This is a genomic window from Amycolatopsis sp. (assembly GCF_035276945.1).
In the GTDB taxonomy this organism is placed as follows: Bacteria; Actinomycetota; Actinomycetes; order Mycobacteriales; family Pseudonocardiaceae; genus Amycolatopsis_E.
On the sequence record NZ_DATELF010000078.1, the window covers coordinates 1 to 14,264 of the forward strand.

Sequence of the window (14,264 nt, forward strand, 5' to 3'; positions counted from 1 at the left end):
ATCCGTGAAGCGCCGTTGCGCAAGCTCCATGGGCATGACGTCGAGGTGCCGTCAATGGTAGCGAAGCCGAAGCTTGTCGCTAACCTGGTCCTGCGCAAGTTCACCGAGGTAAGCGGCCTGCCGATCGATTTGGCTGAGTACTTAAAAGCCGATCGCCTGCAGGCGGAGGAGCGCGCACGGCAACACGCGATGCGCCTCGCGTCCAAGAAGCAGAAGCAGGCTTCCTCGTAAGGAGGGGATTCGTGTCATCCCCCAGCGGGCCTGGCACCCGCCCGGTCAACGGCGGGATGAGCAGGGAAAGCCTCATCAGCTGGAAGTGGGCAACCGAAGGCGGGTGGATAGTGTGCAAGTCCCCCCTCGGACACAGTTTCGTGGCATCCCTGCCACATCTGACGTACTCGTGCTCGAACGCACTCCAACACCCCGGCGTGGCGTATAGGCCGCGTTTGCGTGTCTTCCGGCGGCGGTCATCATGACCAACTCCGTGATCGCGCCGGTGGTCATCCCGGCCACTCCTCTTCGTTCTGACGGGCACACCGACGGGTCGGTCGGGACGTCGGGCGCCCGCCGGACGCTGCCACTGCCGACCGTGCCCACGCCCCGCACGAGCAGCATCGTGTACGGGCTCGCGGCCGTCGACTGCCGGGGCCGCCCGGCCGACCACACCGTGGTCACCGCGCTCGGCTGGGTGCCCGGCACGCGCCTGGACATCCGCGAATCCGGCGGGCTCCTCCTCATCCGCTCCGACGTCCACGGCGTGTTCAGCGTGACCAAGCAGGGACACCTCCGCCTGCCCGCTCCCGTCCGGCACTGCTGCGGCCTGATCCCCGGCGACCGCGTCCTACTGGCCGCCGACCCGCAACGTGACCTCCTCATCGTGCACCCGCCCGCAGTCCTCGACGACCTGCTCGCGCAGTGCCACGCGCAGCTGCTGGACGGTGATCTCACATGACAACCCAGAAACCCGAGCTGGCCGCAACCCCGGCCGAGTTGGATGCCGCACGGCTGCTCCTCGCCCGGATGGGCCTGTCACCTGAAGACCTCCTGGCCACGCACACCGCCCGGCCACCCTTGCCCACCTTCACCGAGTACATCCCGATCGTCTCCGCGGCCGTCACCGACGGCACGCGCAGGGTCTACGGCTCCTACTGGAATCGCATCAATGAGCATTGGGGCCACCGCCATCTTGACGAGCCGACCCCCTCCGAAATCAAACAACTGGTCGAACACATCAAGACCAATGTTGTTTCCCGCCGCAACGCCCGCGGCGGGCGTAGCGCAGGCGAACACCTCGTCGCCGCGCTGCGCTGCCTCTACCGACACGCCGAAGACGACGGCCTGATCGACCCCGCCGACAACCCGGCCAGCAAAGTCGCCAAACCCCGCCGCCTACCCTCCACACGACGAGCCGTCGCCGACACCCGGCTGACCGAGATCAACCACACCGCCGCCACCACGGGCAACGACCCCGCCCTCGACAACCTGCTAAAACCGTCCGCTGGCAACCCGTCTCACCCACCCTCATGACACACCTCCAGCACCACGCCCACCAACGGCACGCTCCCCGCGACGGACAACTGCTCCGTTACCTTGACGGCCGACCGATCACCACCCGCCGCTACGACCACCTCTGGACCCGACTCGGCACACACCTCCCCTGGGTCGCCACCCAACAAATCTCCACCCACTGGCTCCGCCACACCACCCTGACCTGGGTCGAACGCAACTTCGGCTACGCCATCACCCGCGCCTACGCCGAACACACCGACTCAGGCGGCGACACAGGAACCACCACAACCTACGTCCGCGCCAGCACCCAGGAAGTCGCCGCCGCACTCGCTGCCCTCACCCAAGAACCCCACCCCTGTGGGAATCAACCACTGACCTCCTCGGTGTGAACCAAGGACGGCATCGTCCGCTGACTAGCGGAAATGTGATTTCCACTAGTCAGCGCTGGTCCGTTCGGAGTCGTCGGATGCAGTTAAGAGCGGTTCGACGGGCATGTCTGCTCCCAATTTGCTCCCCGTGCGAGTATCGACATGTCCCTTGACCTGCATGGACGAGATTTTCGGCACGACAGGTGCCCCGCGCGACGTCCGAGAAACCAACCGCACCGGCTACGCGGGACCGCCCAGGTGCCGTTGCAGGTGCCGGTGGCGGAATTGGTGGACCGCCCCGTACTGGCGGAGCACGCCGCGGTCGCGGGCGTTGTCCAGGAACGCGAACAGCCGCCACGGCAGCCTGCCGCGCGCGGCGAGCACGAGCCGGGCCGCAGTGAATCTGGCGTACGCGCTGAACAACATCCAGGCGGCGGCGTAGCCGAAAGCGATCCGGACCGCGTAGTCGACGCCCAGCACGGCGAACAACGCCGCGATCGCGAGCATTGTCCCCGTGCCGACCAGGACTACCTTGCGGTCCGCGCGGACCGTACCGCCCGGGCTTGTTGTGCGTTTGAGGTCGGCGAGCACCACTAGGCCGTCGCTGCTGCCCTGGCGCTGCCGATGCCACAGCTTGCGGCCGAACCACCAGACCAGGAACCCTCCACCGAGCACCAGCGTCGTCAGCACCAGCACCGCGCGGAGGGTGAACACGAGTCCCGTCGCGATGCCCCGGCCAGCGACCAGCAGCGAGAATACTCCGACCACGAACAGCAGCGCGCTCCCCAGCAGTTTCGCGAAGTCGCGGAGCTCGGCACGCAACTTGAGCGCTGAGGCGTCGAACGCGTGCGGGGTTTCGAGGTCGGCCACGTTGAAGTAGGCCATGTACCGGGTGCTGTTGGCGACCAGCCCGACCACGGCGGCGGCCACCAACCCGGGCACGACGCCGACGGCGCTGACCAGCCCGAAGCCCAGCGCGCCGCCCGCCGCGAAACGGCAGGTGGGAGTGACCCACGGGAGGGAGCGGTGGAGCCGCCACCACGCGATGTCCGCTGACCCGGTCGGACCGAGGTGGTTGGCCAGGTGCTCCAGCCAGCGCCGCACGGTGCTGTGGTGTACGCGGGCGAAGGCCGCGCGGGGGCGGCGGCCAGGGTGGTCCGGGTAGACCGCCGGGACGAGATGCTCCAGCAGGTGGGCCTCGATCGAGTCCAGGTCCGGGAAGCGCGTCCGGTCACACAGGTCGCCGGGATCGCGGTCGAGCTCCTGGTGGACTACGCGGACCAGCCACACCACGAGCGGTGTCGGGTCGTGTTCCGCGCGCAGCCGGGCGAACAGCGGGGCCAGGCGGGACACTCCGTGCGGCACGGTCTCGGCCAGGTAGTCCTCGACGTCGTCCCGGTCGAGCGGCAGCAGTTCGGCGCGGGTGGCGCGCGCCAGCCCGACGCCCGCCGCCTCCAGTTCCCGATACTCGGCCAGGCCGCACGTGACAACCAGCGGAACCGACGAACCCAGGCGGTTGAGCGCCGCGATCGCCTCGGGCCTTAGGTCGTCCGCGATCGTCTCCAGGCCGTCCAGCACTGGCAGCACCAGCCCCACCTCCAGCAGCGCGGACGCCAGCGTGGTGCGCCTCCCGTCGACCCAGCGCACGGTCCGGCCTAGCCGGTGGTCGCGGGCCAGCCGGCGAGCGAGCCAGTCGAACGCGTGCAGCTCGCCGGGATGCCAGTCGGTGACCGGGACCAGCACCGGCACCGGGTCGCCCTTGGTCCGCTCGGCCAGCACGTCGGACACCAGTCGGATCGCCGACACGCTTTTGCCCGACCCCGGGCCGCCGAGCACGATCAGCCGGCGAGTCGGCACGTTCCGGCGGAAGAACGGCCCGATCCGGTCGAATTCGCCGCCCTCGGCCGTCCAACGGGTGGCCAGCGGGCGGGGGTCGTCCAAGCCGAGCCGCTTCGACTCGCCCCGCCACAGATGGGCGACCGCGCCCGCGAGCCCCTCCGCAGCCTCGACCAACACCCGGCTCAGGTCCGCGCCCAGCGGCGTCGAGCGGAACAGCCCGTCCTGTTCTGCGGTCGCCGGATCGGCGGGCGGTCCCAGCTCCGGCAGGACGTGGCGGGACTGCCCGGTCAGCACGCGCAGCAACTCGTCGAGCTGCCCAGGGACTGCGTATCGGGTCGCGGAGTAGGGCTGGAGGAACGCCGGCAGGTCGTCGGCGGAGTACCCGGGCAGGACGACCGGAAGGATCTTGGCCAGCCACCGGGGCCGGTCCGCGGCCAGGTGCTCGCGCAGCATCGCGAGCTGGAACCGGGCGTGCCCGTGAGACTCACCGTCCGACGCGGCCAACCGCTTGTACTTGGGCGAGGCGATCGCGAGCACGAAGTCGCCATGCTCGATCTGGTCCACCACCCAGTCGAGCCAGTCCCGCCGTCGATCGCGCTCCCACAAATCCAGACGGACGTCGATGCCGAGCTCGCCGCGCAGCCGACGGGCGAACCGGTGGACAGCGTCGGTGTGTTCGCCGGAGTCATCGGCGTAGGAGACGAACACCCGGGGAGGTCGCATGGGCGGCACGCCGCCCGACCCTAGTGCCGCTGCATCGGGCCGGGGCGGGAACCCCGGATTTCCGTTGCGAGGCCCGCGAATTGCGGACACTGCACCGGACTACCCCGTCGGTGTCCGGCACGATCAGCTCGACCAGTTCGGCGGCAGTCAGCGGCGAGCCGCGCGGCGACTGACGACCCTGGCGTCGGAAGGTGCTCACACAGCCTGGTTGTGCAGGAGGTCGTGGATTCTGACGGCTTCCTCGATGGCGCGGACGGCCTCTGGCTGTCGTCCCAGTTGAAACAACCGGATGCCGAGGTTGCGCAGCGCGGCGACGAGTCCGAGGAGGTGGGCGGGGCTGGCGTCGGCCAGTCGGCGGTAGATCGCCACGGCCTCCTCGCTGACCGGCAACGCCGACTCGGCTCGCCCCACATCCGACAGCCGGTTGCCCAAATTGGTCAATGCTGCGCCAAATTGGCGAGGTCACTGGCCAGGCCGGGGTTCATGTGACTCCGACAGATGGCGACGGCCTCCTCCGCCGCAGTGCCTCCTCCGGACTCTGGACAGCAGCCAGGTTACTCAGGGCGGCGGCGAGATCCACGAAGTGGGCGGGGTTGGCCGCATCCAGCCGCCGATAGATCGACACGGATTCCGCGAGGGCCAGCCGTGCGTCATCCCACCGCTCCAGGACGGACCACGAGGCGCCCAGATTGCGCAGGGTTCCGGCGAGACGGGGAAGGTGGGCGGCGGGGTTGTTCTCGGCCAGTCGCCGGTAGATCGCCACGGCCTCCCGGGTGGCGGACAGTGCTTCGTTCGCTCGCCCCAATTCCGACAACCGAACGCCGAGATTCGTTGTCGTCAGGGCGAGAGTGAGGAGGTAGGAGGTGGGGTTGGCGTCGGCGAATCGGCGGTAGATCGTCACGGCCTCCTCGCTCGCCGGCAATGCCTCCTGGTTTTGCCCCAACTCCGACAACCGATTACTCAGATTGTTGAGCGTCACGCCAAGGTCGAGAAGGAACGCGGCAGAGTTGCCGTCGACCAGCCGCCGTCGGATCTCGACGGCCGCCTCGGTGGCCTGGAGCGCCTCGTCCCATCGCCCGAACGTGCCCAACCACTTGCCGAGAATGTCCAGGGCTCCGGCCTGGCCAGGAAGATGGGCGACGGGATTGGTCTTGACCAAGCGCCGACAGACGGTGCCGGCCTCCTGGGCGATCGACAACGCCTCCTCGTGCCGTCCCCGGCTGGCCCACCGCTCGCTCAGGTGTTCCAGGAACACAGCGAGTTCGGTGAGGTGGCGTTCGGGGTTGTCCTTCGCTAGTGCCCGGTAGATCGTGATTGCCTCCTCGGCGACCGACAGCGACTCATCTTCTCGCCCCAGATCGGACAGGTCCACGCTGTAGTTGTGCAACGCTACGGCCAGAGCGGGGAGGTCGGCTGCGTCGGCTTCGGCCTGCGTCCTGTGGATCATGACGGTTTCCTCGGCCGCCTTCAACGCCTCTTCTCGGCGCCCCAGGTTGAAGAGTTCAACAGCGCGATTGTGGATGGCAGCGGCCAAGGCGGGCAGGTCGGGGGTGTTGGTGTCCGCCAGTTTCCGGTGGGCCGCGATGGCTTCCTCGGTGGCCGACAACGCTTCCTCGTATCGCCCCAGTCTGGACAGCCAGACGTGGAGCTTCGCCTGGAGCGCGGGCCAGCCGCTGGCGGAACGGGCCAACAACAACACCCGCGTCGGAAACGGCTGATGCAGCAGTTGGTTCTGGAACAACCAACCCAGATCCGACACGGACCATCGATCGGCGTAGTCGACCAGCAGCACCCCGGCGTGCTCGGTCACGCGCATATCCTGGCTGCCCGCCTGCGTTGGATGGGTCTCCATGCGATGCACGGCGTCCACGACCAGCCAGCCGGGGCGCTCGGCGTCGGCAGCGAGTGCGGCGGCCAGCCGAGTCTTGCCCTGGCCACCTTCGCCGTGCAGCCACCGCACAGTGAACCGAGCCCGGTGTCCCGCCAGGTGACCAGCTCGCTCAGTTCCGCATCGCGACCGGTGAAATCAACGACCTCGGCGCGCGCGTCCAGCATCCGGCTGGGATGGGCGCAGCCATTCGGTGTCGTGGGCGGTCGTCGGGCGATGGGCGAACAGCAGGTACACCGGGGTTCCGTCGCCGAACACATGGATGTCCGCGCCGACGGCGCCATAGGCGTAGCCGCCCCCGGCCCGGACATCCTGGCGTAGCGACACCCAGCCATCCGGGCCGGTCAAAAGACCGATCTCGTCGGGAGCCGGCCCCGCGTGGTGCATGGCGGCACTGACGGTTCCGGGACCGACGGTGGTGCTGTTCACGGGCGAGGATGATGGGAGGATTCGCCGCTGGAATGTTGAGACGGGTGAGGCCGTTGGTGAACCATTCGGTGACCACGCGAGTCCTGTGCGGGGCATGACGGTCGGCGCGCCCATTGACGGCAGGCCCACGTTGGTGACCGGTGCAGACAATGGGACTGTGCGTCGCTGGGACGCCGAAACCGGGCAGCAAATCGGGCCGCGGATGAACAGCGAGAGCGGATCGCCATCCCGAACGCGTGTCACCGCCCTACTCGCGGATTCGGGCAGACCGCCCGCACGAGCCGTGCATTCTGCTCTTTCAGTGCGGCGACGGGCTCGTTCTCGCGGATCATATCCTCAGTTTTCCCCTGATCGCGCGCGTACAGCCGGACCAGGTCGTGGATCCGGTAGTGGAGTGCGTCGCCTTCCTGGTCGTCGGCCGTATCCAACAGCCGGGCATCGACCAGATCCTCGAGCAACCGCTCGGCCTCGGCCACGGTGATGCCCAGCAGGTCGGCACCGAGATGCGCGGGGAACGTCGGGACGTCGAAAATACTGACCCGGCAGAGCAGTCTCTTGGCCTGTTGTGGGAGGGGCCGATAACCGAGTGCCAGGCACGAACGCAGATCGAGCTCGCCATGCCGGAGCTCCGCGAGCCGACGGGCGTCATCCAGCAGCCGACCCGCCAACGTCGCGAGCCGGCGCCGAGGCCGTGCCGCGAGACGTGCGCCGGCGATCCGCAGTGCAAGGGGTAGTCCCGCGCAGCTGCGAGCGATACTTCTTGCCTCCTCGGGCTCGGCGGCGAGCCGGTCTTGGCCGACGATGCGTGCCAGCAGGTCGAGCGCGCCCTGCTCATCGAGCGCGCCGAGATCGATCCGGTGTGCTCCGGGAAGCGACGCCATGCGCGCTCGCCCGGTGATGATGGCCGCGGAGCCGCTTCCCGCGGGAAGCAACAAGTTCATCTGGCTTTCGTCGACGACGTTGTCCAGCACCACCAGCACCTTTCGCGACGCGGTCAGCGACCGGTACAGCGCGACGCGCTCGTCCGATGACCGGGGCATCGTTTGGTCGTGGAGACCGAGCCCGCGCAGCAGACAAGCCAAGGCGATGGAGGTTCCCGCGCGCCGCAGGTCCACGTACAGCTGGCCGTCGGGAAACGCTGGAACAAGACGGTGCGCGCATTCGACAGCCAGAACGCTCTTCCCTACGCCACCAGGCCCGCTGACCACCGCGAGAGGTTCTCCCCCGCGAGCGCCGAGTTGCCCAACGACACCGGCTGCCTCCGTTTCGCGACCCACCAGGTCGGCGATCTTGGCGGGCAGCTGGCGGGAAATGCCGAGAGTAGCTTCGCGTTCACCGGCCGAGTCGGGATTTGTCGTGGCCGGGCGCCGCGACGTCGACTCACCGGTGCAGGTGCAACGGCTCCCTCGGCCGCTGTTGCCTTCGCGCGCGTCGGTTTCGTCGCCGAGCAATCCGCGGAACGCCGCACGCAGCTCTCCGGACGGGTCGATGCCGAGTTCGGTACGCAACCGCCCCTGCATTTCGTGATAGGCCATCACTGCCTCGGCGCGGCGCCCGCACCGCACCAGCGCCATGATCAGCAGCCGGACAGCCGTCTCCCGCAACGGGTGGCGGGTCGTCAGCTCGCGCAACTCCGGCACCACCTCCGCGTGCGCACCAGCCGCGACGTCGAGCTCGATGCGCCGTTCCAGGGCCGCGATCCGCTCCTCGGCCAACGCCGGCGCATCTTCACGCTGAAACGCCTCGGACTGCAACCCGGCCAGCGGATCCCCCCGCCACAGCAGCAATGCCCGGCGAAGCAGGTCACGCGCCCGATCGTCCGGCAGAGACCGCGACTCGGCGACCATTCGGCGGAACACCAGGACATCGACGTCCCCGGGCGCGATCCGAAGCAGGTACCCCGGCGGCGCGGATTCGATGATCGGGGCTCGCAGCACCCTGCGCAATCGCATCACCTGGTTGGACAGACTGGCGCGCGCCTGCGTGGGCAGCCGCTCTCCCCAGATACAGTCCGCCAGCGTGTCGGCCGCGACAACTTGCCCCGCGGACAAGGCAAGCCTCGACAGCAGGACGGCGCCCCTGCCGCTGATCTGTGGCAGCACCTCGCCGCTGACGCGAACCCGCAGCGAACCGAGCACCTCGACCTCGACACGCATAGCCCTCCCAATGCACCCGTACCAGTCATCACACCGCGGGTCTCCCGAACTGAGCGGCATCGCCCGAACCCTTCGCGACCCCGCGGATCACGAAGATCACGGTGTGGGTGGAGGGCGGAACGAACCTTGAACTCCGCTTGAACCCGCTGGTCACGGGCCGGCGCGGCCCCCATCATCAGGATGGGTACCCCGCGGACTCGGCATCGTCGAAGCGCCGGCCGCCAGCAAGCTGTTTCCGCTCCCGCCCGCCGAAGGTCGCCCCTTGAGACGGCAGAGGCTTTTCCCGATGTCGTCGGCATCGGCGATGCGATGCTGCGCACGGTAGAGCTCCAGTGCCTGGCACCACACCTCACGAGCCTGGGCAAGGGCGCCGAGAGCGAGATGAGCGTGTCCGAGATGCTCCAGTGTGTCTGCTTCGAGGTAGGTGTTGCCCACCTCGCGATACAGGACGAGCGCCTGGTAATAACAATCGAGCGCGTCGTCGTTGCGCCCGGTGTGATGTGCGATGTGGCCCAGGCTGTCGAGAACGTCCGCTACAGCCGGATGGCCGTGTTCGCGGTACAGGGCCAACGCCGCCTCGCAATGAACGCGAGCCTCGTCGTGCTCGCCCAGCCGCGTGAGATACCAGCCCACCCCGTTGAGTGCCTGGGCCTTCCAGACCGGATTGTCCAGCGTCTGGAACAGCCGTAACGCGGCGGTGGCGTGGTCCAAGGCCTGTCGGTCGTCTCCCCGCAGCTCCCAGGTCTGCGCCAGGTCGTGACGGGTGATCGCCTGGCTCGGCCGGTCGGCGGTTTCTTCGGCCAGGTTCAGCGCCAGGCCGAGGTGGCTGAGCGCGTCGTCGTGGCGGCCGCCTCGGGCGCAGGCGAGGCCGAACCGGCGGTGGGTCGTGATCCGGACCGCGGGGTCACCGAGCCGGTCCGCGGCGTTCACGGCGGCCGGCCACACGGCGAGATCCTCGTGGAGGAACCCGCGCCGGTAGTGGAACGCGGTCAGTGCCCAGGCCAACTGCCAAACAGGATGGTGCCAGTCCCGGGCCGCCATCAGCTGCTGGGTCGCCAGCAGGCAGGCATGCTCGGCGTCGAACCAGGCCAGCGCCGTGGTCTCGTCCGCAGGCCGGGACGGATGCGGATGGGCGTCGGCATCCGGTGCGCCGCTGTCGACGAGCACGGCGTGCGGATGCAGGATCCGGTTGCCGCTCAACGCCGTGCGGACATAGAAGTCGCCGAGCCGCCGGAGCGCGTCCGTCCGGACGTCGTCCGGCAGATCCCCGCGAGCCCGGTCCACCGCATACGAGCGGACCAGGTCATGCATCCGGTAGCGGCCGGGAACAGGCTGCTCCAGCAGAGAAACCCGTTCCAAGGTGCGGAGAACCACGGCGGTCGAGGCAGGCGGCAGGTTGAGCAGGTTCGCCGCCGCCCGCACACCGATGTCCGGGCCAGGGGCAAGTCCCAGCAACCCGAAGACCCTGGTGTGGTCGGGGGCCAGCGCCTGGTAGGACCAGGACATGACCGCCCCCAGACTCGCTCCGGGTTCACCGTCGTCCAGAGCTCCCATCAGAGTCGTCACGTCGCGGAGTTCGGCGACGAGGTCCGCGAGCGGGAGTTCGGGGTGAGCGGTGGCCCGCCCAGCCAGGATGCTCAACGCCAGTGGCAAGCCCGCACACCGGGCGAGTATCTCGTCAGCAGCTTCGGATTCGGCCTCGAGGCGCTCCTCGCCCAGCCACGCAATGAGCACCTCACGGGCCTCGGCGGAGGTGAGGATTCCGACGCGCAGCGGACGCGCGCCGCGTGCGGCCACCATCCCGGCCAGCCGGTCGCGGCTGGTAACCAGGACCGCGCAACCGCCGCTCCCCGGCAACAGCGGCGCGACCTGCACGCTGTCGCGGGCGTTGTCGAGAACGACCAGCATCCGCTTGCCCGCCACCAGTGTCCGATACATCGCAGCTTGGGCGTCGGCGTCGGCCGGCATCGCAGTCCTGGTCACGCCGAGTGCGTGGAGGAACCCGCGGACGGCCACGTCAGCGGGTGTCGGGGATTCGGCCGGGTCGAACCCTCGCAGGTCGGCGTACAGCTGCCCGTCCGGGAACTCACCGGTGTGCCGGTGGGCCCAGCGCAGGGCGAGCGCGGTCTTCCCCATTCCCCCGCTCCCGTGCAGCACGACGATCGGCGTCGCGCCGTCGGCGCCCGAGCCGCGGGCCAAAGTCTCCGTCAGCACGTCGAGCTCCTCGCCCCGTCCCGAGAAGCGTGCCGACGGCGGCGGCAGTTGCCGTGGTACGGGATGGGAAAGCTCCACTGGTGCCGCGGCTGGGCGCGGGGTCGTCGCGTTCGCCGTGAGGATCTGCTGATGTAGTGCGCGCAGCTCGGCTCCGGGGTCGGCGCCGAGCTCCTCGCCCAGCCGCACTCGGATCCGCTGGTAGTGGGCGAAGGCCTCGTCCTGCCTGCCGCTGCGGTGCAGGGCGAGCATCAGCCGACCCGCGATGCGCTCGTCCAGCGGGTGCTCGCCGGCGCGGACGGCGAGTTCCGCCACGACTTCCGCGTGGAGGCCACGCTCCAGCTGCACGTCGATGTAGTCCAACTCGGCGGCGCCTCGCTGCCGGTCGAGCCCCTCGCGGACGATAGCCGCCCACGACGACTCCAGCCCGCTCAGCGCCTCTCCGCGCCACAGTTCCAAGGCACGCTCGAACAGCGCCGCCGCCTCGTCACGGTGTTCGGCGGCGCGGGCCTTCGCCAGCAGGTCACCGAAACGATGCAGGTCCACAGTGCGAACATCGTGGAGAGGGATCCGGTAACCACCAGACCGGCGCTCGATCCTGACGCCGGTCCCCGTGAGTGCCCGACGGAGCCGGGCCAGATAGGTCTGCAGTGTGTTGACCGCGCGCAGGGGCGGGTCCTGTCCCCAGACACGGGTGATGAGCTGCTCGACCGGCACGGTGCGATTGGCGTCGACCAGCAACGCCACCAGCACCAGCCGTTGACGAGCGTGGCCGAGGTCGAGCGGCCGGCCGTCGGCTTCCGCCCCGATGTCGCCCAGCACGCGGAACTCGACCGCCATCGCGCCCCTCCCCGGCTCAGCGTCCCGTCCGGGCAGACTATCCAACGGCCGGTTACCGGCGCTGGTCGAGGGGCGGCGGCGAGGCGGGTGTGGCCGGTCAGGTGGTGGCGGCGCGGCCGCTGTACTGGTCCGCCTGCTGGCGGTACATGGTCGCGTAGCGCCCGTCGGCGCGCATCAGCTCGTAGTGGCTGCCGTGTTCTACGATGCGCCCGCCGTCCACAACGTAGATGCGGTCGGCCCGCGCCACCGAGGCGAGACGGTGAGTAACCAGAACGACGCAGCGGCCGCGCCAAGCGGAGCCGATGATCTCGTCGAACACCGCGATCTCCGCGGCCGGGTCGAGCGCGGCGGTCGGCTCGTCCACGACCAGCACTGGTGCGTCCCGATACCATGCCCTGGCGAGCGCCATCCGTTGCCACTGCCCGCCCGAAAGGTTGGTACCACCCCAGAACTCCCTGGCCAGCAGGGCGTCCCAGCCGTCGGCCAGGCCGTCGACGACCTGTGCCGCTCCGGCCGTCTCGGCGGCTGCCCGGAGCCGCGCTTCGCTCACGGGCTGGTCGGCGCGGCCGACGGCCACGTTCATCCGGGCGGTGAAGGGCCACTGCACGAAATCCTGGGTCACCAGCGCGATCCGGTCGAACAAGGCGCGGCGATCCAGATCCTGGACGGCGACCCCGTCCCACGACACGGTCCCGCTCGACGGCAGGTACAGGCCGGTCAGCACCTTCGCCAGGGTGGACTTTCCCGAGCCGTTCTCCCCCACCAGGGCGATCACCTCGCCCCGCCGGACGTACAGGTCGATGCCGGTGAGCGTCGGCCGTGGGGCATCGGGATACCGGAATCCCAGGTCACGGGCGACAACGGTGTCCGGCGCGGCCCCCGGCACGGTCGCGCCACTCGCGATTCCCGCGTTCGCGGCCCGGCCGCACGCGTCGGCCCAGTCCTGGACGTAAAGGCCGTCCTCGTAGAGCTGGCGCAACTGACCGACCAGCATGACGAAACTCGACGTGCTGGAGCGGATCGCGAAGGCGGCAGTGGTCGCGACCGGAAACGTCATCCGGCCGGTCACCACAAGAAGGACGAGCAGCCCGTAGGTCAGCACGCCGAGCGCGCCGGCCAGCGCGCCCGCGACGAGCTGAACCCGGGCCTCGTGGCGGGCGAGCCGCGCCTGCTCACCCTCGCTGTCGTGGGCGAGCCTGCGGTAGTGCCGCAGCAGGAAGCCGCCGAGCCCGTTCGCCCGCACTTCCTCGGCGCTCTCCCGGTGGGTCATGAGCATCGCCAGCTGGTCGAGATGCCGGTTCAGCTCGGTCCATCGCTTCGCCGAGGTGTAACGCGACGTCGCATTCCTGGCCACGCTCCAGCCCCGCGGGACGATCGTGATGAGCAGAAGCGGGACGAACAGCGGGTTGAGCGCCGCCAGCACGGCACTCGTGGTCACGATCGACAGCACCCCGCCGCCGAGCGAGACGGCGCGTTCGATGACGCGCCGCGCGGCATCCGCGCCGCGACGGGCCGCGCCGAGCAGATTCTGGAACCGGGTGTCCTCGATCGCCGCGAGCTCGGCGCCGACCGCGCATTCCAGCAGGCGGATCTGGGCAGAGCGGGAGACCCGAGGCCCCAGCCGACCGGACGCCACGGTTCCGAGTGCGGTGCACCCGGCGCGCAGGGCGCTCAGACCGACCATCACGAGCGCCACGGTCACAATGACCCCGATGTGCCGGCCCGGGTCGGGGCCAACCAGCGCGTTGAGCAGATCCCGCACGAGGAGATAGCCGGCGGCGGTGCACGTCGCCACCACGAGCTGGACGACGACCACAGCGACAAGCGCGGCGCGGTCGGCGTGCCAGCCGAGCCGAGCGGTCGTCGCGACCACGGCGGGCAGCCTGCGCAGGGCCCCAAGGCTGCCCGGGCTCCGGTGGTGGTCCTGGAAGGAAAGCCGGAAGCCGGCGCCGAACAGCGGATCGCGGCCGTCAGGCGCTCCGGTGTCTCGCGGAGAACCGCCGGGACCCGCTGTCCGGCCGGTCATCGCGCACCCGGGCGCGCGAAGACAAGGACGCTGGTCAGCACGCGCACGGATGTCCTGTCGTGCCGTCGCAAGTCTGCGTCGTGCACGGACAAGTGGAGTCGCACGTGCCCTCACACGTACTGCCGTTCAGCGTGCACGCCGTCGTGTAGCAGCCCAACGACGGCGTCATCTGCATCGGACGACCAAGCTGCCCCCCGTCGCGGTAGGCAACCCATCCCGCGTTCCGGCCCAGCATCCGGGGGTCCAGATCGAACTCACCCATTTCGGTTTCTCAC

At 69.5% G+C, this 14,264-nt stretch carries 11 protein-coding genes; 4 read left to right on the forward strand and 7 right to left on the reverse strand.

The genetic code is table 11. The features are described 5' to 3' along the window. The 4 genes from VJT49_RS13440 to VJT49_RS13455 form a co-directional block, all read left to right on the forward strand. The coding region (locus VJT49_RS13440; protein ID WP_324165121.1) for a hypothetical protein at nt 1-231 on the forward strand (231 nt) is incomplete at its 5' end. Between the two features lie 241 nt (nt 232-472). Beyond that, nucleotides 473-952 (forward strand): AbrB/MazE/SpoVT family DNA-binding domain-containing protein, encoded by a 480-nt coding sequence (locus VJT49_RS13445; protein WP_324165122.1) that lies wholly within the window; start codon nt 473-475, stop codon nt 950-952. Continuing rightward, nucleotides 949-1,527, forward strand: coding sequence for a hypothetical protein (locus tag VJT49_RS13450; protein WP_324165123.1), 579 nt, complete (start codon nt 949-951; stop codon nt 1,525-1,527). The genes VJT49_RS13445 and VJT49_RS13450 overlap by 4 nt, the downstream gene beginning before the upstream one ends. After that, nucleotides 1,524-1,898 (forward strand): hypothetical protein, encoded by a 375-nt coding sequence (locus tag VJT49_RS13455; RefSeq protein WP_324165124.1) that lies wholly within the window; start codon nt 1,524-1,526, stop codon nt 1,896-1,898. The genes VJT49_RS13450 and VJT49_RS13455 overlap by 4 nt, the downstream gene beginning before the upstream one ends. Before the next feature lie 219 nt (nt 1,899-2,117). On the opposite strand, the gene VJT49_RS13460 is transcribed toward VJT49_RS13455, so the two are convergent. The 7 genes from VJT49_RS13460 to VJT49_RS13490 all read right to left on the reverse strand — a co-directional run bounded on the left by VJT49_RS13460 (nt 2,118) and on the right by VJT49_RS13490 (nt 13,989). Beyond that, entirely contained in the window at nt 2,118-4,439 is a 2,322-nt protein-coding gene (locus tag VJT49_RS13460) for an SEFIR domain-containing protein (protein ID WP_324165125.1), read from the reverse strand. A 195-nt stretch (nt 4,440-4,634) separates the two neighbouring features. After that, nucleotides 4,635-4,880 (reverse strand): tetratricopeptide repeat protein, encoded by a 246-nt coding sequence (locus VJT49_RS13465; RefSeq protein ID WP_324165126.1) that lies wholly within the window; start codon nt 4,878-4,880, stop codon nt 4,635-4,637. Nucleotides 4,881-4,920: 40 nt separating this feature from the next. Next, nucleotides 4,921-6,309, reverse strand: a complete 1,389-nt coding sequence (locus tag VJT49_RS13470) for a tetratricopeptide repeat protein (RefSeq protein WP_324165127.1) — start codon at nt 6,307-6,309, stop codon at nt 4,921-4,923. Nucleotides 6,310-6,465: 156 nt separating this feature from the next. Then, a complete protein-coding gene (locus tag VJT49_RS13475; RefSeq protein WP_324165128.1) occupies nt 6,466-6,756 on the reverse strand; it encodes a hypothetical protein in 291 nt (96 codons plus the stop codon). A gap of 239 nt (nt 6,757-6,995) precedes the next feature. Further along, nucleotides 6,996-8,972 (reverse strand): AfsR/SARP family transcriptional regulator, encoded by a 1,977-nt coding sequence (locus VJT49_RS13480; RefSeq protein WP_324165129.1) that lies wholly within the window; start codon nt 8,970-8,972, stop codon nt 6,996-6,998. A gap of 90 nt (nt 8,973-9,062) precedes the next feature. Then, on the reverse strand, nt 9,063-11,963 hold the full coding sequence (locus VJT49_RS13485) for an AfsR/SARP family transcriptional regulator (protein WP_324165130.1): 2,901 nt from the start codon (nt 11,961-11,963) through the stop codon (nt 9,063-9,065). Between the two features lie 97 nt (nt 11,964-12,060). Next, complete coding sequence (locus tag VJT49_RS13490) at nt 12,061-13,989, reverse strand: ABC transporter ATP-binding protein (RefSeq protein ID WP_324165131.1); 1,929 nt, start codon at nt 13,987-13,989, stop codon at nt 12,061-12,063. Between the last annotated feature and the right edge of the window lie 275 nt (nt 13,990-14,264).